The sequence below is a fragment of the [Actinomadura] parvosata subsp. kistnae genome, from assembly GCF_900323885.1.
Lineage (GTDB): Bacteria > Actinomycetota > Actinomycetes > Streptosporangiales > Streptosporangiaceae > Nonomuraea > Nonomuraea composti.
Genome location: NZ_OOHJ01000005.1, coordinates 322,478 through 341,616 on the forward strand (window position 1 = coordinate 322,478; position 19,139 = coordinate 341,616).

Sequence of the window (19,139 nt, forward strand, 5' to 3'; positions counted from 1 at the left end):
GGCCATGCGAGAACCAGGAAGGGGAGCCATGTCGCACCAGACCGAGGCGGACCGGGTGCCGCGTTCGCTGGGCCACAGCGCGTGCATCGAGCGCATCTCCCGCCGCATGCTGTCGCTCACGCTGCGCAACCTGGAGCGCGACGGGCTCGTCACGCGCGAGGTCTTCCCGGAGATCCCGCCCAGGGTCGAGTACGAGGTCACCCCCTTCGGCCGCACCCTGTCGGAGCCCGTCCTGGCGCTCGCCCGGTGGGCGGCCGACCGCCAGGACACCATCCGCGCCAACCGCCGCGCCTTCGATCAGGCGGCCGGCCTCGGCTGAAGGGTGCTCCAGTCGGCCGGCCTCGGCTGAAGGGTGCTTCTTCAGTGGCGGGGTGACAGGTAGCCGCGGGAGAAGGCGGCCGCCACGGCCGCGGCCCGGTCGTTGACGCCGAGCTTGGCGTACACGTGCAGCAGGTGCGTCTTGACCGTCGCCTCGCTGATGAACAACGCCTTGGCCGCCTCCCGGTTCGTCGAGCCCCGCGCGATCAGCTCCAGCACCTCCAGCTCGCGCTGCGACAGCGGCTCCGAGGCCGGCTGGCGCATCTGCCCCATGAGCCGGGTCGCCACGGCCGGCGACAGCACCGCCTGCCCGCGCGCCGCCGCCTCCACCGCGTGGAACAGCTCCTCCCGCGTCGCGTCCTTCAGCAGGTAGCCGGTGGCGCCCGCCTCGACGGCCGGCAGGACGTCGCTGTCGGTGTCGTACGTGGTGAGCACCAGCACCCGCGCCGGCACCCCGCGCCGCGCCAGCTCCTTGATGGCGCTGACGCCGTCGGCGCGCGGCATCCGCAGGTCCATGAGGATCACGTCGGGTCGCAGCCGCTCCGCGACCGCGACGGCCTCCGCGCCGTCACCGGCCTCGCCCAGCACCTCGAAGCGCGGGTCGGCGCTGAACATGCCGCGCAGCCCGTCACGCACCACCGGATGATCGTCCACGATCAGCAGCCCGATCACGCGCCGCCTCCCGCGGGGACCGCCGGAACCGCCACCGCCGTGCCGTCGCCCGCCGGGATGGCGGGCACCGTCACCGTGCCGCCGCTTGCCGGGATGGCGGGCACCGTGGCGGAGATCGCCGTGCCGCCGCCCGGCTCCGACTCGATGTCGAGGCGGCCCGCCAGGCGCTGCACCCGCTGCCGCATGCCGGCCAGCCCGAACCCGCCGTCGCCGGAGCCGGCCGCGCGCCTGGCGTCCGTCTCGAACCCCACGCCGTCGTCACGCACGTCGAGCGTCACCAGATCCTCCATGTACGACAGGGTCAGGCCCACCCGCCCGGCCCGGGCGTGCTTGGCCACGTTCGCCAGGGCCTCCTGAGCGGTGCGCAGCAGCGCCACCTCGACGTCGGTGTGCATCGGCCGCGCGTCGCCCGTGGTGGTCAGCACCACCTCCACGTCGTTCACCTCCGCCCAGCGCCGCGCCACGTCGCCGATCGCGTCGGGCAGCCGGGCCTCGGCGAGCATCGCCGGCTCCACCGCGTGGACCGAGCGGCGGGCCTCGGTCAGGCTCTCGCGGGCCAGCGTCATCGCGTTCGTCACGTGCCGCCGCCACGCCGGCGGCTCGCCCATCGTCTGCTCGGCCGCCTGGAGCTGGGTGAGGATGCCCGCCAGGCCCTGCGCGAGCGTGTCGTGGATCTCGCGCGCCATCCGCTGCCGCTCGTCCAGCACCCCGGCCTCGCGGGCCTGGACGAGGAGCTGGGCGTGCAGGGCGGCGTTCTCCGCCAGCGCCGCCTCCAGCTTCACGTTGGCCTCGTGCAGCTCGGTCAGCGCCTGCTTCTGCTTGAGTATGCGCCGGTCGGCCAGCTCCGCGAAGTAGAAGAACGCCCCGGCCAGCAGCATGACGATCACGCTGAGGCCCAGCCACGCCCACCATTCCTCCTCCTTGATGCCGGCCGCCCCGCCCATGTACGACATCGCCGCCACCATCGCCGTGGCGGCGACCCCCACGTAACGCCAGCGCCCCTTCAGGTACTGGAAGGCGTGCGCGTAGCCGAGGAAGGCGAAGAAGCCGAACCACGGCGTCAACGCCACCAGGCAGGCGCTCAGCGCCACCACGCCCACGTAGTACACGCCCATCAGCGGCCCGCTGCCGTGCCGGCCCGGCCACAGCGTGTGGAACCAGAGCACCCAGACCGCCGCGACGGCCGACAGCCCGAGCACCGCCGGGACGTGCACCGGCACGCCCCAGAGCGGCTGCAGCAGCGTGATGACGGTGCTCAGCGCCAGCAGGATGTACGGAAGCACCTTCAGCACCGCGCTCTCGGTGTGCTCCCACCGGTCGAACTCCGCACGCAGCTCGGCCTCGATGCTCACGACCTACTCCCAGCGGAAATACCGTGCGGCCAGCCCCCCGGCCACGAGCGTCCAGCCCAGCATGACGGCCAGGTGCAGGAGCTGCGGCCACTGACCGGCTGTGGCGTCCTGCCATGATTGCACGCCGGCACCCAGCGGGGTGAAGTCGCTGATCGTCCGCAGGATGTCCGGCATCTTGTCGCGCGGCACCCACAGCCCGGCGAAGAACACCGTCGGGAAGAACACCACCGTCCCCATCGCGACCGCGCTCTTGCCGGTCGGCGCGAGCGAGGCGACGAGCAGGCCGATCGCGAACATGGCCAGCGTCCCCAGCAGGTAGCCCACCACGTACCCCGGCAGGTGCCGGGGCAGGGCCACGCCGAACGCCAGCCGGCCGATGGCGAGCAGCGCCAGCGTCGCCACCGCCGACAGGACCGTCGACATCAGCAGCTGCGCGCCGAGCAGGACGCCCGGTTTGACCGGGGTGGTCCGCATGCGCCGCAGCACGCCCTTCTCCCGGTAGAGGGCCAGGAGCTGGGGCAGGCTGTTCAGCGCGAACATGGACAGGGTCATCGCGACGATGATCGGCACGTACACGCTGATCATCCGCGCCCCGCCGAACTCCTCGGCCGGCTCCCGCATGGCGGGGATCGCACCGAGGATGACGAGCAGGATGGGGGAGAACGCGAGCGTGAAGAACACGATCATCGGCTCGCGGAAGAACAACTTGGTCTCGGTCGTGGTGAGCCGCAACAGCGCGGACATGGTCATCTCCTTTTCGACTTGGGGCTCAGGGATCAGCTCAGGAGCCGGCCCAGTAATCGGCTCAGTAGCCGGCTCAGGCATCGGCGCGGCGGCCGGTCAGCGCGACGAACGCGTCGTCCAGCGTGGACTGCTCGACCCGCAGGTCGGCGGCGACGACGTCGTGCCGGGCGAGCGCGGTGGTCACGGCGAGCAGCAGGTTCCCCGTCCCGACACGACGAGCTGGCCGCCCGCCCGCTCGACGGCGGTCACCTCCGGCAACGCGCTCAGCACGGCCGGGTCCAGCGGTGCGGACGGACGGAACCGGATCCGCTGCCCGTGCTCGACCCGCGAGACCAGCCCCGCCGGGGTGTCGAGCGCGACGACGCGGCCGGAGTCGATCACCGCCAGCCGGTCGCAGAGCCGCTCCGCCTCCTCCATGAAGTGCGTGACCAGCAGGATCGTCACGCCCCTGTCGCGGACGCCCTCGATCAGGTCCCACGCGTCGCGCCGCGCCTGCGGGTCGAGACCGGTGGTGAGCTCGTCCAGCACCGCCACCCTCGGGGCGCCGACGAGCGCCAGCGCGATCGACAGCCGCTGCTTCTGCCCGCCGGACAGCCGCCGGAACTGCGTGTCCAGCTTGTCGGTGAGGCGCAGGGTGGCGATCAGCTCCCGCCAGTCCGCCGGGCGGCGGTAGAAGGAGCTGTAGAGCTCCATCGCCTCGCCCACCTTCAGCTTGTCGGGCAGCTCGCCGGCCTGGAGCTGCGCGCCGAGCAGGTGCCGCAGCTCGCCGGAGTCGTCGCGCGGGTCGATGCCGCAGACCCGGATCGTGCCGCCGTCACGAGCGCGCAGCCCCTCGACGCACTCGACGGTCGTGGTCTTGCCCGCCCCGTTGGGGCCCAGGATGCCGAAGATCTCGCCCTGCTCGACGGCGAAGCTCACACCGTTCACGACGGTGTGGTCGCCGTAGCGCTTGACGAGGCCGTCCACCTCGATGATCGTCATGCGACCAGCGTCCCGCCGGGCAGGGCTGCCGCGAATCGACCACGCGGCCAGGAACGGCGGCCGGCGCGGCGGACCCGCGCATCAACCGATCGGTTGATGCGCGGATCCGCTCCTTCATGCGGACGTACGAGCGTGAGCCTCCCACCTGGAAGGAAACCGGTTCTGGCGGCATGGGCGGGCCTTGACACACGCTGGGCGACATGGCGGACCACCCCACCCCATGCCGTCGCATCGCCCCGGCCATGGCTGCACGTCTTGCGCGCCGCCGCCGCCCTGGCCGCCGGGTACTCGGCCGGCCAGATCCTCGGCCCGCCGGCCGCCCTCGTCCTGCGCCGCGGCTACCCCGACCAGCCAGGCGTCACCGCGCGTGATGCGCGAACAGCGGCACCCGCCCGACCACGCGCACGGAGGTGAGATCGTCCACGGCACCCGCCGCCACGCCGGACGCCGCCTCACCGGACGTGGGGGACGGACGGCGCAGGGGGATCACGAGGCCGAAGCGGGCGTTCGCGGCGGCTCGCAGCGCGGGCGCCGTGCAGGCGACCACCACGCTCTCGTACGGCTCCGCGCCCAGCCGCCGGGCGGCCTCCAGCAGGACGGCCGGGTCCGGCATCGGGGCCAGCCCCGCCTCGGCGGCGACCACCCCGTCCACCCGGGCGTCCACCATGCCGGACAGCCCGGCCCGGCGCAGGATCTCGGCGCAGTTCCGGCTCGCCGAGACGGCGGCGACGCGGGCGCCGTGGCGGCGCAGCTCGTGCAGCAGGGAGACGGCGGCGGGGAAGGGCGCCACGCCGTAGTTGCGGATCTCGGCCAGGAAGAGGCCGTCCTTGAGGCAGGCCATGCCGGTCAGAACGTCGTGGTCCTTCTCCGGGTCCAGGACGATGCCGCGCGAGGCCAGGAAGTCCCGTGCCCCGTCGATCCTGGGCTTGCCGTCCACGTGCCGCAGGTAGTCGCCGGGGATCGCGAACGGCTCCCACGGCGTGCCGGACCGCTCGGCGTGCCGGCGCAGGTAGGCGTCCAGGACCCGTTTCCAGACGGCGGCGTGGACGCGGGCGGTGTCGGTGAGCACCCCGTCGGTTTCGAAGATCACCGCTGTGCTGCGGTGGAGGTCGATCACGGTCATGACGTCCTCCTCCAGAGATCGTGATGTCCATGCTGCCCGGCCAGGAGGAACCGAATCAGGGGCGAACGGCCCTGATGACGCCGCGTCCGTCACCGGCAGCCGTTCGCCGGAGGGAAGGGGCCGAAGGTCCCGGTGCGGCAGGCCGTACGGCACTGCCCGGCGGCCGTCCGGGACGGTGTGCTGGACAGGTGCGCGAACCTCCGCAAGAGCCGTCGGCGGCCACGGCCGTGAGCGTGCCGCGGTGGCGGGTTGTGCGCGGGCACGTGCGGGCGGCACCGCGATGGGTAGTCGTGTCGGGCGACTCCTGGCTCATCACGCCGGGCGCGCTCACCGGGGCCGCGATGGCACGGCTGCTCGCCCCCCATGTCCGGCGCCGAGGAGGGCCCATGAGGATCACGACAGGAACCCGCGTACCCAGGAGGCGATCATGACCGTCGTCGTCGCGCCGCCGCACCTCACCGAGCAGGCCCGGCGGGACTGGGACCTGCTGCAGTCCCCGACCCGGCGGGCGCCCGCGTTCGACCCCGAGCAGGCCGGCCTGCTGCCCGAGCCGGCCCGGCGCTGGCTGCTGCACGCCATCGCGCCGGGCACGCCCCTGCGGCGGGCGGTCGTGCTCAGCATGCGGGGCATGATGAGGATCGGCGAGTGGCGCCGCTTCCACGCGAACCAGGCGCTGCTGCCGCTGGAAGGGTACGTGTGGGCGGCGGGCACCCGGCTGGGGCCGGCGCCGGTGCACGGCTTCGACCGTTACCGCGCAGGAGCGGGCGAGATGCGCTGGCGGCTGCTGGACGCCGTGCCCGTCATGTCGGGCTCGGGGCCGGACCTCACGCGGAGCGCCGCCGGCCGGCTGGCCTGCGAGTTCGTCCTGGCGCCCGCCGCCGCGCTGGACCCGCGCGTCCGGTGGAAGGCGCTCGACGACCGCCAGGCGGTCGCCACCCTCCCGATCGGCGGCGAGGACCACGAGGTCACCCTGGACATCGCGCCGGACGGGCGGCTGGAGCGCGTCTCCATGGACCGCTGGGGCAACCCGGACGGCCAGGCCTTCCGCGAGCACCGGTTCGGCGTCGAGTGCGTCGAGGAGGGCATGTTCGACGGGTTCACCATTCCCGTTCGCGTCGTGGGCGGATGGTGGCCGGGCACCGATCAGCGGGTGGAGGGCGAGTTCATCCGCTACGCCCTCGACGACGCACTCTTCAGATGAGCGCCGCCGACGGTTCGGGACCGTCCGGGGGCGAGTCGGACGGGCCGTAGGGCTGCTGTGGCTGATGGCCACCGTGCGGCACGCGATCATGCCGGCCGAGACGGAGGTGCCCAGGTGAGAGTCGGGGCTGAAGACACCTCGGCCGAGGGGGGCGTCAGGGGATGGGCAGGCCGTGCCGATCGGCGGGGGCTTGCAGGGCGCGCCGCTGACCCCGGTCAGGCGGGGACCAGGAGTGTCGTCAGCAGGTCGTCGAGGGCGATCAGCCCCGCCACCCGCCCGTCCTCGTGCCGGACCAGGGCGATCTGGCTGCGTGCCGCGCGCAGCCGCGCCACCGCGTCGGAGACGGGCAGCTCGGGCGGCAGGACGGGCAGGCGATAGGCGAGGCTCCCAGCGGTGGCGGTGATGGTGCCGCGGCGGTGGGCGAGGTAGGCGTCCCTCAGGTGGACGACGCCGGTCGGGGCGCCGCCCGGGTCGGCGGGGCCGACGAGCAGGCGGGAGCGGCCGGCGCGGATCGCCGCGTCGATGATCTCCTGCGGGCCGGCGCCGGCGGGCACGGTCACGATCCGCTCGGGCGGAGTGATGAGCGCGGTGATGGGCGCGTGCGGAGCCTGGAGCGCCTGGCTGAGCACGGCGTGGTCGTCGGCCTCGATGAGCCCGAGCCGCCGCGACTCCTCCACCAGGTGCTGGAGCTGGGCGGGCGTACGGGGATTGTCGCCCGCGCCACGCGGCCGCACCTTGACCAGGCGCAGCAGCCCGTTCGTGATGGCGTTCAGCGCGCTGATGACCGGCCGGACCAGCAGCGTGAAGCCCCGGAACGGCAGCGCCAGAATGGTGGCGGAGCGCTCCGGGTGGGCGATGGCCCACGACTTGGGCGCCATCTCGCCGAGCACCATGTGCAGGAACGTCACCAGCGCCAGCGCGATCACGAACGCCACCGCGTGCGCGCCCGCCTCCGGCAGCCCGAGGGCGTGGAAGAGCGGCGCGAGCGTCCCGGCGATCAGCGGCTCGGACACCACGCCGAGCCCCAGAGAGCACAGCGTGATGCCGAGCTGCGCCCCGGCGAGCATCAGCGACAGCTCCTTGATGCCGGACAGCGCCGCGGAGGCGGCCCGGCTGCCCTGGGCGGCGGCCTTCTCCAGGCGGTGACGTTTGGCGGCGACCAGGGCGAACTCGGCGGCGACGAAGAAGCCGTTGCCGGCCAGCAGGAGCAGCGTCAGGGCCAGGCCGGTGGTGAGGCTCACGGCTGCTCCTCGCGGCAGGGGGTCAGGCGGACCCGTTCGGGAACGTGGCGGTCGAGCGTGAGGACCTCGACGCGGGCGTGGGTGGGCGCGCCGGGGTCGAGGGTGGCGGGCAGCTCGACGGTCAGGACGTCGCCGGGGACGGCGAAGCGGCCGAGCCGATGCAGGATGAGCCCGGCCAGGGTGTCGTACTCGTCCTCGTCGGGCAGGTCGAGGTCGGTGGCCAGGGAGATCTCGTCGATGCGCAGCCCGGCGTCCAGCTCCCACGCGCCGCCGTCGAGCCGGACGAGGGAGGGTTCGTCGCGGTCGTTCTCGTCGGCGATCTCGCCCACCAGCTCCTCGGCGACGTCCTCCCAGGTGATGAGCCCGGCCAGGCCGCCGTGCTCGTCCACGACGCAGGCGACCTCCTCGCCGCGCTCGTGCAGCTGGCGCGCCAGCTCGGGCAGGGCGAGCGAGAACGGCACGACCAGCACGTCCCGCGCGATCCCGGCGACCCGCGTCTGCGCGGCCTTCTCCGTCGGTACGGCGGCGGCGTCGCGCAGGCTCACCACGCCGGTCACGTCGTCGAACGTGGCGCCGAGCACCGGGTAGTGGGTGTGGCCGTGGGCGGCGATCAGCTCGTCGAGGTCGGCCACGGTGGCGTTGCCGGCGATGGCGACGACGTCGGCGCGCGGCACCATGACCTCGTCGGCGGTGTGCTCGGAGAAGGCCAGCGCCCGCTCCAGCACGTCGGCCTGGCTGCCGGGCAGGTGGCCGTGGGCCTCGGACTCGCCGATGATGTGGCCGAGCTCCTCCAGCGTGGCGCCGTGGTGCAGCTCCTCGACGGGCTCGATGCCGACCAGGCGCAGCAGCCGGTTGGCCGCGGTGTCGAACAGCTTGACCACCGGCCCGGCGATCGTCAGGTAGACGAGGGTGGAGCCGGCCAGGGCGCGGGCCAGCGGCTCGGGCCTGGCCAGGGCGAGGTTCTTGGGGGCCAGCTCGCCCAGCACCATCTGGATGATCGTGGCCAGGGCGAACCCGACGGCCAGCGCCACCGCGCCCACCATGCCGGCGGGCAGGCCGAGCGCGGCCAGCCCCGGCGCGATCAGCTCGGCCAGCGCCGGCCGCGCGATGAACCCGACGACCAGCGCCGTCACGGTGATGCCGAGCTGCGCCCCGGACAGCATGAACGACAGCCGCTCCATCACCCGCACGGCCTTGGCGGCCTTGCGGTCACCGGCGGCGGCCTGCTGCGACAGGGCCAGCCGGTCGGCGCTGACGTAGGCGAACTCCTGGGCGACGAAGTACCCGGTGGCCGCGGTGAGCAGGAAGACGGCCAGCAGGCCGAGCGCCACGCTCACCGGGGACGCCCCTGCGGGCGGGTCAGGTTCACCGGCACCTTAGGTCCCCTCGGTCGTGCGGAGGCGCCCCGGCGCGAGCCGCGGCTTCCCGTCCCTGACAATGATCGGCCATCCGCCCGCACGCCGCCGCACGGGGTCCCGGAGAGGGCGGGCGGACGAGTCACGGCGCCACCTGGGCCGCCGGGCGGACCCGGAGGCCGGTGATCGCGTGCCGCTCCACGGCCACGATCTCCAGCTCCCACCCGCCCGCCGTGACCCGGTCGCCCGCCGTGGTCGGCACCCGGCCCAGCAGGGTGAGGGCGAGGCCGGCGACCGTGGTGTAGTCGCCGTCCGGGCGGCCCTCCAGGTCGATGTCCAGGTCGGTCAGGTCGTGGACGGGGAAGTCGCCGGGCAGCAGCAGGCTGCCGTCGGGCTCGCGCCGGACGCTGACCACGTCGCGGTCGGTCTCGTCGTAGATCTCGCCGACGACCTCCTCCAGCAGGTCCTCCAGGGTGACGATGCCGTCGACCGCCCCGTGCTCGTCTAGGACGAGGGCGAACTGCTGGCGTTCGCTCTTGAAGCGGCGCAGCGCGTCCGAGACGGGCAGGCTGTCGGGCAGCAGGAGCGGCGGCCTGGCCACGTCGGCGGCGGTGCGGGCGGTCGCGTCGGTGAGCAGGTCGCGCAGGTTGGCGACGCCGACGGTGTCGTCGAGGCCGCGCCCGCGCAGCACGGGCGCGCGGGAGTGGCCGGAGCCGGCCAGCAGGTGGCGGGCCCGCTCGGCGGGCGTGTCCGCGTCGAGGGTGAAGACCTGGCGGCGGGGGACGAGGACCTCGCGCAGCACCCGCTCGGTGATCTCCACGGCCCCGGAGATGATCATGCGCTGTTCGGGCGTGAAGCCGCGGTGCGTGGCGACCAGGTCGCGGATCTCCTCCGGGCTGATCTCCTCGCGGTGCCGGGCCGGGTCGCCGCCCATCAGGCGGACGGCCACGTCCGTCGACCTGGCCAGCGCCCACACCACCGGGCGGGACAGCGTCGCGATCACGCTCAGCGGGCGGGCCATGAGCAGCGCCCACGTCTCGGCCCGCTGCATGGCGACCCGCTTGGGCGCCAGCTCCCCGAACACCAGCGTCAGGAACGTCAGCACGATCGTCACCACGACGATCGCGACCGGCCCCGCGGCGTCGCCGAGGAAGCCGAGCAGCGGCACCAGCGGCTCCGACAGCGTGACGGCCGCGGTGGCGGAGGCCAGGAAGCCGGACAGGGTGATGACGAGCTGGATGGTGGCCAGGAACTGGTTCGGGTCGCGGGCCAGGCGCACCACGAGGCGGCCGCCCGCGCTGTGCCGCTCCAGCCGCCGTAGCTGGCCCTCACGCAGCGAGATCAGCGCGAGCTCGCTACCGGCGAACACCGCGTTGAGGATGACCAGGACCACGACGAGGGCGAGCTGAACCCCATAGCCGTCCACGGCAGAACATGCTCCTTGCGACAGAAGTGCGAATGAGAGAGGACGCGCGGGCGGGCCGCGCGCAAGGGAACGGCAGGCGTAGGAAAGGCCCGCCGGGAAGGACGGTGCACGTCAGTGGCGCGCGCCCGCGCTCGTGAAGGGGATGCCGGGACGGGGCCCGGCCTGGTACTGCACTCCTCCACAGAGGGCTCGCTGCTCCGTTTCGTGTTCGTACGACGGCACCGGTCACCAACGCCAACGAGCGGCCCGCCCGCCAGGTTCCCGGCCCGGCCGATCGAAGGCCCAGGTCAGGGTTCCGCGGCCCTGTCGCGGGGGACGATGTCAGCGGGGCACCCGGGGTGAGGGAGGAAAATGGGGCTGGTGATGCGGCGGCTCGCACCGGTCGCAGGCACGATGGTCGTCGTCCTGGCGACGATGCCGCTGCTCGAAGCCGGAGCCCACGCTCTGGCGCCCCCGTTGCCGGCGCCCGCGTACCTGGCGGAGCGAAACCACAGGGAGGGCCCCGATGACGACGACGCCCTCTTCCCCGACGACCCGCACTGCTGGGAGCCGGACACGATCACCGGCCGCATCCAGGAGTGCGACGACGCCGCCGGCGCGAAGACCCCCGGCCGCGGCTCCGCCCCGCCGCAGCGCGTGCGGGCCGACGGCAAGGCGGGCCTGCTGACGCTGGCCGCCATCGGCGGCGCTCTGGCGGTCTCCGGAGCCGCGTGCTGGATGACGGCGCGGCTCACCTCGCAGCCGCCGCCGGAGCCCGCCAAGCGCGAGGACGACGACGAGGGCGCCGCGGCGACCGCGTAGCGCCTTCAGCGGGGCATTTTCAGCGGGGCGCCTTCCGCGGGCGTTTTCAGCGGGGCTTTTCAGGACGGAGGCGCGGGGCGGCGATGCGTGGCCGGGACAGCGTGACCGGTGCCGTCTCAGGGGCGGATGGGCCCGAACGGGCGGTCGCCGCGCAGCGTGATGCGGTGCATGACCCGGTGGGCGGTGCCGTAGTCGCGGTTGGCGTAGTGGGCGGTGCTGCGGTTGTCCCACATGGCGACGTCGCCGAGGCTCCAGCGATGGCGGACGATGTGCTCCGGCTTGGTCAGGTGGGCGTAGAACAGGTCGAGGAGGTGGCGGCTCTCGGCCTCCGAGACGCCGACGATGTGCGAGGTGAAGCCGGGGTTGACGAACAGGCCCTTGCGCCCGGTCTCCGGGTGGACGCGGACGACGGGGTGCTCCACCGGGTCGAGGCGGGTGACGACCTCGCCGTCCCAGACGCTGCCCCGGCCGCCGCGCCGCTGGGCGAGGTAGTAGCCGAACTCGCGGTTGCCGTCGTGCACGGCGGTCAGCTGGTCGGCCAGCTCGCGTACCGGGGCGGACAGGGAGTCGTAGGCGAGCTGGCTGTCGGCCCAGCTCGTGTCCCCGCCGGTGGGCGGCAGCGTCACGGCGCGCAGGATCGAGCCGAGCGGCGGGCGGGGCATGAAGGTCACGTCGGTGTGCCAGACGTCGGCGAAGCCGTTGTCGGCGCTGTCGAGCGCGTAGATCTCCGGGTGGTCCTCGTCCACGCCGCCCACGACGGGGTGGGAGGCGGTCAGCTCGCCGAGGCGGCGGCCCAGCGCGACCTGGCCGTCCTCGTCGAGGGTCTGCCCGGAGAAGAAGAGCACCTTCCGCTCGACGAGGGCGGCCCGGACGGCGGCCAGTTCCTCGTCGCCGGCGGTCGCCAGGTCGAGCCCTTCGACGCGCGCGCCGAAGTGCGGGCCGAGCGGGCGCAGGGTGAGCTCGGTGGCCAGGGGTGTGGACATGGGCGCTCCTTGTCGTGCGGTGGTCAGCCTTGCGGAGTGGTCGGCCTTATGGGGTGGTCAGCCTTGGTGTGGTGGTCAGCCGGCGGCCTCCCGGACGGCGTGGCCGACGGTGGCGCGCAGGGCCGCGTACTCGGGCAGGGCACGCAGCTCGTCGGGCTCCAGGCCGTCGCGGGGCAGCGGGATGTCGAGGTCGAGGGCGATCTGGCCGGGCCTGCTGGTCAGCACGACGACCCGGCTGCCGAGGAAGACGGCCTCCTCGACGCTGTGGGTGACGAACACGGACGTGCGTCCCGTCTGCTCGCTGACCCGCCGCAGGTCCTCCTGCAGCCGCTCGCGGGTGAGCGCGTCCAGAGCCGCGAACGGCTCGTCGAGCAGCAGCAGCGGATCGTCGCCGGCCAGTGCCCTGGCGATGGCCACCCGCTGCTGCTGGCCGCCGGACAGCTGCCACGTCCGGCGGCGGGTCACGTCGTGCAGGCCGACCCGGTCCAGCAGCTCGGGCACCCGGCGGGCGCGCTCCTCGCGCGGGACGCCGGCGTAGCGCAGGGCCAGCTCCACGTTGCCGCCCACGCTCTTCCACGGGAACAGCCGGGGCTGCTGGAAGACGATCCCGGCGCCGGTGCCGGGCACCGGCGCGGCTCCGGCGGTGCGGACGATCCCGGCGGTGGGCCGTTCGAAGCCGGCGATCAGGCGCAGCAGCGTGCTCTTGCCGCAGCCGGACGCGCCCACGATCACGAGGAACGAGCCGCGCGGCACGTCGAGCGAGATGGGGCCGAGCGCGGTCACCATGTCGGATCCGGTCCCGTACACGTGGACGACGTCCCGCACGTGCACGGCGCTGTCAGGGGGCGAGGACATCGGGCAGCCCCTTGGTGTAGATGGCGTCGCGCACGGTCGCCAGGTCGGGTACGGCGTCGATCTTCTGCTGGTCCTTGAGGAACCGCGCGGCGCTGACGAGGCCGGCGGCCAGGGCGCCGGGCCGTTCGGGCGTGCCGAGCCATTCGGGGGAGGCCAGGTCGGCGGGTTTGAGGAAGACGCCCTGGCCGAGCTGCTCCTCGGCGTCCTGCGGGGTGAGGTTGAGCTCGGCGGCGACGGCCGCGGCGGCCGCGGCGCGGTCGTCGGCGATCAGCTGCAACGCTCTCGCCTGGGCCTTGCGCCACGCGTCCACCGCCTGCGGGTGCGCCTTGATGAAGGCGGTGGAGACCACCCCGAGGTCCAGCGTGGGCTTGCCGGCCGTGGCCAGCTCCCGGCTGGCGACGAGGACCTTGCCGTTCTTCTTCAGCTCCTTGAGCGTGGGCAGCCAGGTGTAGGCGGCGTCGATGTCGCCGCGTGTCCAGGAGGCGAGGATGTCCTGGGGTTCGAGGTCGACGATGGTCAGCTCCGACTCGCGGATCCCGGCCCGGTCGAGCGCGGCCAGCAGGCTGTAGTGGGCGGTCGAGGCGAACGACGTGGCGACCTTCTTGCCGCGCAGGCCCTCGATGGAGGACACGCCGCTGTCGTTCCTGACGACCAGGGCCTCGTTGTCGCCGGCCACGTCGAGCACGAACGCCACCTGGTACGGGATGTTCAGCGGCGCCGACAACCCGCGGGCGACGGGGCTGGAGCCGATGGCGGCGATGTCCACGCTGCCGGCCACGAAGGCGGTGTTGATGCTGGCGCCGGAGTCGAACTTCGTCCACTGGATCCGGTATCCGGGCAGCGCCTCCTCCAGCCACCTCTTGTTCTTGACGATGAGGTCGCCGCTGGGGAAGGCCTGGTAGGCCAGGCGGATGCGGTTCGCCGGGGCGCCGCCTCCCTGGGACGCGGTGCCGTCGCCGCAGGCGGCCAGGACGGCGGCCAGCACGAAGGTCAGCAGGATTCTCAGACGCATGGCGGCTTCCTCATGGGGGACGTGCGGCGGGTCACGAGCGGCCCCGCCAGGGGATGAGCCGTTTCTCGGCGAGCCGCAGGAGGCCGTCGATGAGCAGGCCCGACAGGCCGATGGCCAGCAGGCCCAGCACGACGACGTCGGTCTGCAGGTAACGCTGGGCGTCGCGCACCATGCCGCCGATGCCGGGCACCCCGTTGACGGTCTCGGCGGCGACGACGGAGGAGTACGCGATGCCGACGGCCAGGCGGACCCCGGTGAAGATCTCCGGCAGCGCGCTGGGCAGCACCACGTCCCTGATGACGTCGCGCCGCGAGGCGCCGAGCGCCCTGGCGGCCTCGACGAGGTGCGCCGGCGCGCCGTGCACGGCGGCGGCGGTGGCCACCGCGACCGGCGGCAGCGCCGCGATCGCCAGCAGCCACAGCTTGGGCGTCTCGTCGATGCCGAACCAGATGATGAGCAGGCTGAAGTACGCCAGCGGCGGCAGCGCCCGCACGAACGTCACCACGGGCTCGGCCACGACGCGGATCCACGGGACGGTGCCGAGCACGACGCCCGCGACGAGCCCGCCGGCCACGCCGATGGCGGACCCGATGAGGATGCGCCGCAGGCTGACGCCCAGGTGCTCGACGAGCAGGCTGCCGCTGTAGCCGCGGACGCCGTCGTGCGTCGTGGACAGCCGCAGGAGCTGCTCCCACACGGCGCCGGGGGAGGGGATGAAGGCGGGGTTGGCCGCCGCGGCGGCGGCGGCCTGCCACAGGCCGAGCAGCGCGGCGGCGGCGAGCACGCGCACCGCGATCCTGCGGGCGGCCGGACGGGCTCGCCTCGTGGCGGACGCGGGTCCGCTGCCGGGGACGGTGGTCGTGGGGGCCGCGGTCGAGGTCACCACCTCGACCGCCTGCTCGGGGGGCTCATGGGCATGAAGCTACGGCGACCGGTCCCCTGAAGTCAATATTACCTACCGGATTTACAGGTTATTCTGTTCATGATCTCTCGCGGCGGGAACGCGCCGGCGAGCCGACGGAACAGCACTCTTGCGGGGAGGACACGCGGTGGGCGCGATCGTGGTGATCGGCGCGGGACCGGCCGGGACGCACGTGGCGGACCTCGCCATGCCCCGGACAGGGCGGCAGGAGAGGGACGGCGCCGCCCGTCCCGAACCGCTCCACCTGCCCGCCGGGCCGGGCAGGGAGCGGGGCCTGGAGGACGTGCCCGCCGGCGAGCCGGTGCTGGTCCGCGGCGCGGGACGGGCGTTCGCCGACCTGCTGCCGCCGCTCACCGTCGGCCGCGGCGGCCGCTTCGCCCAGGGCCGGCGGGGCGAGCTGGTCTACCTGCCCAGCGGCCTCGAACCCCTCCTGTACGTGGGCTCGCGGCGCGGCGTCCCGCACCACGCCCACCCCGGGTACCGGCTCAAAGGGGACGCGCGGCCACGGCGGTTCCCCGGCGAGGGTGACGCGCGCACGTCGCTGGCCAAGGAGCTCGCGTACGCGTACTACCAGGAGCTCTTCACCGCCCACCCGTCCCGCACGAAGACGGCGTGGGCGGCGTTCGAGCCCGCCTTCGCCCGCGCCGAGCAGGGCGGCAAGGAGATGCGCGCCCTGGTGACCAGGTCCGTGCCGCGCTTCGCCGACCGGCTCCACCTGGACCGGCTCGCCCGCCCGCTGCACGGCATGCGCTTCGGCGACCTGGCCGGGCTGCAACGGTGGATGCACGGCTACCTGGCGGCCGACCTGAAGCGGCGGGCCGACCCCGCCTTCAGCCCCGACCTGGCGCTGGTCCTGGCCCTGCGGGACGCGCGTCCCCGCATGGCGGGCGATCCGTGGTTCGAGGGGCTGTACGGCCTGGTGGCCGACGGCCCGCCGCTGGCCCGCCAGGCCGAGCTGCACGCCCTGGCCAGAGCGGGCGTCGTCACCTTCATCGGGGCCGAGCCGCGCATCGAGCGGGACGCGGACGGCTGGCGGGCGAGCGGCCCCACCGTCCCCGGCACGACGACGGCCCGGACCCTCATCGAGGCGCGCCGGGCTACTGCAGACCGCTCCTGACGGAGGTGATGCGGCGGGTGTTGAAGCCGAGCCAGTGCATCCGCCCCACGTAGCGCGCGTGCTCGACCTTGAGGCAGCGGTCCATGATCACGCTCACGCCGCCGTCCTCCGCGATCCGCGCCCCCTCCTCGTTGATCACGCCGAACTGGCACCACAGCGCCTTGGCGCCGATCGCCACCGTCTCCCGGGCGATCCCCGGCAGGGCGTCGGGGGCGCGGAAGACGTTCACGAGGTCGACCGGGACGGGCACGTCGGCCAGGCCCGGGTAGCTGGTCTCGCCCAGGATCTCCTTCTCGCGCGGGTTGACCGGGATGATCCGGTAGCCGTGCCGCTTGAGGTAGTAGCCGACGAAGTGGCTGGCCCGCAGCTCGTTGCCGGACAGGCCGACGATCGCGATCGTCGTGGTCGAGTGCAGCACGCGCTGGATCGTCAGCGGGTCCTGGTAGCGGTCGAGTCCGGTCATGCCGTGCCGATCCCTTCTCCGGCGCCGATCCCTTCTGCGGCGCCGATCCCTTCTGCGACGCGGGCCAGGGCCTGCTCCAGGTCCCAGATCAGGTCCTCGACATTCTCGATGCCGACCGACAGCCGCACCGTGCCGGGGCCGACGCCGGCCGCGCGCAGCTCGTCGTCGCCGAGCTGCCGGTGCGTGGTGCTGGCCGGGTGGATGACGAGGCTCTTGGCGTCGCCGACGTTCGCCAGGTGCGACCAGAGCGTCAGGCCGCCGATCAGGCCCTGCCCGCCGGCCCGGCCCCCGGCGCAGTCGAAGGAGAACACCGCGCCGGCGCCGCGCGGCAGGTACTTGTCCACCAGCGGCCGGTAAGGGCTGTCGGGCAGGCCCGGGTAGGTGACGGCGGAGGCCAGCTCGTGCGAGCGGAGGAACGCGGCGACCGCCCGCGCGTTGCCCACGTGGCGGTCCATGCGCAGCGACAGCGTCTCCAGCCCCTGCAGGAACAGGAAGGCGTTGAACGGCGACAGCGCCGCCCCCAGGTCGCGCAGGGTCTCGGCGCGCAGCTTCATCAGGTAGCCGTACTCGCCGAACGTCTCGTGGAAGCGCAGCCCGTGGTAGGCCGGCGACGGGTCCGCGACCACCGGGAAGCGCCCGTTCGACCAGTCGAACGTGCCCGCCTCCACGACCACCCCGCCGATGCTCGTGCCGTGCCCGCCGATGAACTTCGTCGCCGAGTGGACCACGATGTCGGCGCCCCACTCGATCGGGCGGCACAGGTACGGCGTCGCGAACGTGTTGTCCACGATCAGCGGCAGCTCGTGCTCGTGCGCGACGGCCGCCACGGTCTCGATGTCGAGCACGTTCCCGGCCGGGTTGCCGATCGTCTCGCCGAAGAACGCCTTCGTGTTCGCCTGCACCGCCTTCCGCCACGCGTCCGGATCGTCGGGATCGACCCAGGTCAGCTCGACGCCCATCTTGCGCAGCAGGTGCTTGAGCTGGTTCACCGTGCCGCCGTACAGGGCCGAGGACGACACCACGTGGTCGCCCGGCTGCAGCAGCGTGAACAGCGCGGCCGCCTGCGCGGCGATGCCGCTGGCGAACGCCACCGCGCCGGCGCCGCCCTCCAGGTTCGCCACCCGTTCCTCGAACACCGCGACGGTCGGGTTCATGATGCGCGAGTACGTGTTCCCGTACTCCTGGAGGTTGAAGTACGCCGCCGCGGACTCGGGGTCCTCGAAGACGTAGCTGGTCGTCTGGAAGATCGGCACCGCTCGGGCGCCCGTGTTCGGGTCCGGCCGCTGCCCGGCGTGCAGCTGCCGGGTCTCGAACCCGAACGCGCGGGCCTGTTCGGCGCGGGGGAGCTGGTCGGTCACGAAGAGCCTCTCTCTTGGACGGGCTGAGCCAGGAACCGGCGGATGACGGGCGTCTGCCGCGCCTCCTCCAGCAGGAAGCAGTCGTGCCCGTAGGGCGCCTCGATGACCTCCAGCTCGACCGGCTTGCCGAGCGCGCGCAGCGCCCCCGCGATCTCCTCCGACGCCGACGGCGGATACAGCCAGTCGGAGCTGAAGGCGATCAGCAGCGTGCGCGCCGAGACGCCTTCCAGCGCCCGCGCCAGCGACCCGCCGCCGTGCTGCCGGGCCAGGTCGAAGTACGTCAGCGCGCGCGAGGTGTAGAGGTAGGTGTTGGCGTCGAAGCGCTTGACGAACGCCTCGGCCTGGTGGCGCAGGTAGCCCTCCACCTCGAACTCCGGCTCGGTGATCGTGTAGCCCGGGCCGTCGCCGGAGCGCAGCCGCCGCCCGAACTTGGCCTCCAGCGCGGGCGCCGACAGGTACGTGATGTGGCCGACCATCCGCCCGATGCCCATGCCGGCGTCGGGGGCGCGGCCGGTGCCGTGGTAGCGGCCGCCCTGCCAGGCCGGGTCGCGCAGGATCGCCTCGCGCGCGATGGCGTTCCAGGCGACCCCCTGCGGGTGCAGCGCGTGCGTGCTGGCGATCGGGATGACCGCGTCGACCTGGTCGGGATAGAGCACCGCCCACTGCAGCGCCTGCATCCCGCCGAGCGAGCCGCCGGCCACCGCCGCCAGCCGCTCGATGCCCAGCGCGTCGAGGAACGCGCGTTGCGTGCGGACCATGTCGGCGACCGTGATCACGGGGAAGTCGGGCCCGTACGGCTCGCCGGTCGCCGGGTCGATCGAGGACGGCCCTGTCGTGCCCCGGCAGCCGCCCAGCAGGTTCGTCGAGACGACGAAGAACCGGTCGGTGTCGAACGCCTTGCCGGGGCCGATCATGCCGTCCCACCAGCCGAGCCCCTTGCCGTGCCCTTCGGCGCCGAACCCGTCGCGGGCGCTGCCGCCGGACGGCGCCCTGGACAGGCCCGCCGCGTGCGCGTCGCCGCTGAGCGCGTGGCACACCAGGACGACGTTGTCGCGGCGGGGCGACAGGGTGCCGTAGGTCTCGTACGCGACCCGGACCGGGTGCAGCTCCCGGCCGCAGTCGAGGGGGACCGGCTCCGGCAGGTCGAGGTGGCGGGTCTCCACCACCCCGACGCTGCCGGGCGCGAGCGTGGTGGCCGGCTGCGACATGGGTCTT

18 protein-coding genes and 1 pseudogene are annotated in these 19,139 nt (G+C 73.6%); 4 read left to right on the forward strand and 15 right to left on the reverse strand.

Annotated elements, in window-relative coordinates:
* Positions 1-28: 28 nt before the first annotated feature.
* A complete protein-coding gene (locus KIS93_RS67230) occupies positions 29-319 on the forward strand; it encodes a winged helix-turn-helix transcriptional regulator (RefSeq protein WP_268966944.1) in 291 nt (96 codons plus the stop codon).
* A gap of 41 nt (positions 320-360) precedes the next feature.
* Here KIS93_RS67230 and KIS93_RS02835 read toward each other — a convergent pair whose 3' ends face one another.
* From KIS93_RS02835 to KIS93_RS02855, 5 genes and pseudogenes are all read right to left on the reverse strand, one after another.
* Entirely contained in the window at positions 361-990 is a 630-nt protein-coding gene (locus KIS93_RS02835; RefSeq protein ID WP_080037931.1) for a response regulator, read from the reverse strand.
* Entirely contained in the window at positions 987-2,342 is a 1,356-nt protein-coding gene (locus KIS93_RS02840; protein ID WP_080037932.1) for a sensor histidine kinase, read from the reverse strand. The genes KIS93_RS02835 and KIS93_RS02840 overlap by 4 nt, the downstream gene beginning before the upstream one ends.
* A 3-nt stretch (positions 2,343-2,345) precedes the next feature.
* Positions 2,346-3,086 (reverse strand): ABC transporter permease, encoded by a 741-nt coding sequence (locus KIS93_RS02845; protein WP_080037933.1) that lies wholly within the window; start codon positions 3,084-3,086, stop codon positions 2,346-2,348.
* 73 nt (positions 3,087-3,159) lie between these two features.
* Positions 3,160-4,067 (reverse strand): annotated as a pseudogene (locus tag KIS93_RS02850) (ABC transporter ATP-binding protein).
* A gap of 358 nt (positions 4,068-4,425) precedes the next feature.
* Positions 4,426-5,190, reverse strand: coding sequence for an HAD family hydrolase (locus KIS93_RS02855; RefSeq protein ID WP_080037935.1), 765 nt, complete (start codon positions 5,188-5,190; stop codon positions 4,426-4,428).
* 427 nt (positions 5,191-5,617) lie between these two features.
* Here KIS93_RS02855 and KIS93_RS02860 point away from each other — a divergent pair, with 427 nt between their 5' ends.
* Entirely contained in the window at positions 5,618-6,391 is a 774-nt protein-coding gene (locus KIS93_RS02860) for a DUF6544 family protein (RefSeq protein ID WP_080037936.1), read from the forward strand.
* A 215-nt stretch (positions 6,392-6,606) separates the two neighbouring features.
* Here the strand turns inward: KIS93_RS02860 and KIS93_RS02865 are convergent, their stop codons facing one another.
* From KIS93_RS02865 to KIS93_RS02875, 3 genes are all read right to left on the reverse strand, one after another.
* The gene (locus KIS93_RS02865) at positions 6,607-7,632 is read right to left on the reverse strand and encodes a hemolysin family protein (protein ID WP_080037937.1); all 1,026 of its coding nucleotides are present in this window, start codon (positions 7,630-7,632) and stop codon (positions 6,607-6,609) included.
* A complete protein-coding gene (locus KIS93_RS02870; RefSeq protein WP_080037938.1) occupies positions 7,629-8,969 on the reverse strand; it encodes a hemolysin family protein in 1,341 nt (446 codons plus the stop codon). The genes KIS93_RS02865 and KIS93_RS02870 overlap by 4 nt, the downstream gene beginning before the upstream one ends.
* A 160-nt stretch (positions 8,970-9,129) precedes the next feature.
* On the reverse strand, positions 9,130-10,413 hold the full coding sequence (locus KIS93_RS02875) for a hemolysin family protein (RefSeq protein WP_080037939.1): 1,284 nt from the start codon (positions 10,411-10,413) through the stop codon (positions 9,130-9,132).
* Between the two features lie 351 nt (positions 10,414-10,764).
* On the opposite strand from KIS93_RS02875, the gene KIS93_RS02880 reads away from it, so the two are divergent.
* Complete coding sequence (locus KIS93_RS02880; protein ID WP_080037940.1) at positions 10,765-11,214, forward strand: hypothetical protein; 450 nt, start codon at positions 10,765-10,767, stop codon at positions 11,212-11,214.
* Between the two features lie 116 nt (positions 11,215-11,330).
* On the opposite strand, the gene KIS93_RS02885 is transcribed toward KIS93_RS02880, so the two are convergent.
* The 4 genes from KIS93_RS02885 to KIS93_RS02900 form a co-directional block, all read right to left on the reverse strand.
* A complete protein-coding gene (locus KIS93_RS02885; protein WP_080037941.1) occupies positions 11,331-12,197 on the reverse strand; it encodes a TauD/TfdA dioxygenase family protein in 867 nt (288 codons plus the stop codon).
* Positions 12,198-12,272: 75 nt separating this feature from the next.
* Positions 12,273-13,052: an ABC transporter ATP-binding protein gene (locus KIS93_RS02890; RefSeq protein ID WP_080037942.1), complete on the reverse strand. Its 780-nt coding sequence runs from the start codon at positions 13,050-13,052 to the stop codon at positions 12,273-12,275.
* The gene (locus tag KIS93_RS02895) at positions 13,036-14,064 is read right to left on the reverse strand and encodes a taurine ABC transporter substrate-binding protein (RefSeq protein ID WP_080037943.1); all 1,029 of its coding nucleotides are present in this window, start codon (positions 14,062-14,064) and stop codon (positions 13,036-13,038) included. The genes KIS93_RS02890 and KIS93_RS02895 overlap by 17 nt, the downstream gene beginning before the upstream one ends.
* A gap of 31 nt (positions 14,065-14,095) precedes the next feature.
* Complete coding sequence (locus tag KIS93_RS02900) at positions 14,096-14,947, reverse strand: ABC transporter permease (protein ID WP_230466088.1); 852 nt, start codon at positions 14,945-14,947, stop codon at positions 14,096-14,098.
* 166 nt (positions 14,948-15,113) lie between these two features.
* Between KIS93_RS02900 and KIS93_RS02905 the strand changes: the two genes are divergently transcribed.
* On the forward strand, positions 15,114-16,103 hold the full coding sequence (locus tag KIS93_RS02905; RefSeq protein WP_080037945.1) for a hypothetical protein: 990 nt from the start codon (positions 15,114-15,116) through the stop codon (positions 16,101-16,103).
* Here the strand turns inward: KIS93_RS02905 and KIS93_RS02910 are convergent.
* From KIS93_RS02910 to metX, 3 genes are read right to left on the reverse strand one after another with little or no spacing between them, the layout of a single operon-like run.
* Entirely contained in the window at positions 16,084-16,566 is a 483-nt protein-coding gene (locus KIS93_RS02910) for a CoA-binding protein (protein ID WP_080037946.1), read from the reverse strand. The two genes, KIS93_RS02905 and KIS93_RS02910, sit on opposite strands and share 20 nt — an antisense overlap.
* A complete protein-coding gene (locus KIS93_RS02915; RefSeq protein WP_080037947.1) occupies positions 16,563-17,924 on the reverse strand; it encodes an O-acetylhomoserine aminocarboxypropyltransferase/cysteine synthase family protein in 1,362 nt (453 codons plus the stop codon). Before KIS93_RS02915 ends, KIS93_RS02910 begins: the two co-directional genes overlap by 4 nt.
* Positions 17,921-19,132, reverse strand: a complete 1,212-nt coding sequence (metX, locus tag KIS93_RS02920; protein WP_080037948.1) for a homoserine O-acetyltransferase MetX — start codon at positions 19,130-19,132, stop codon at positions 17,921-17,923. The genes KIS93_RS02915 and metX overlap by 4 nt, the downstream gene beginning before the upstream one ends.
* Positions 19,133-19,139 lie beyond the last annotated feature (7 nt).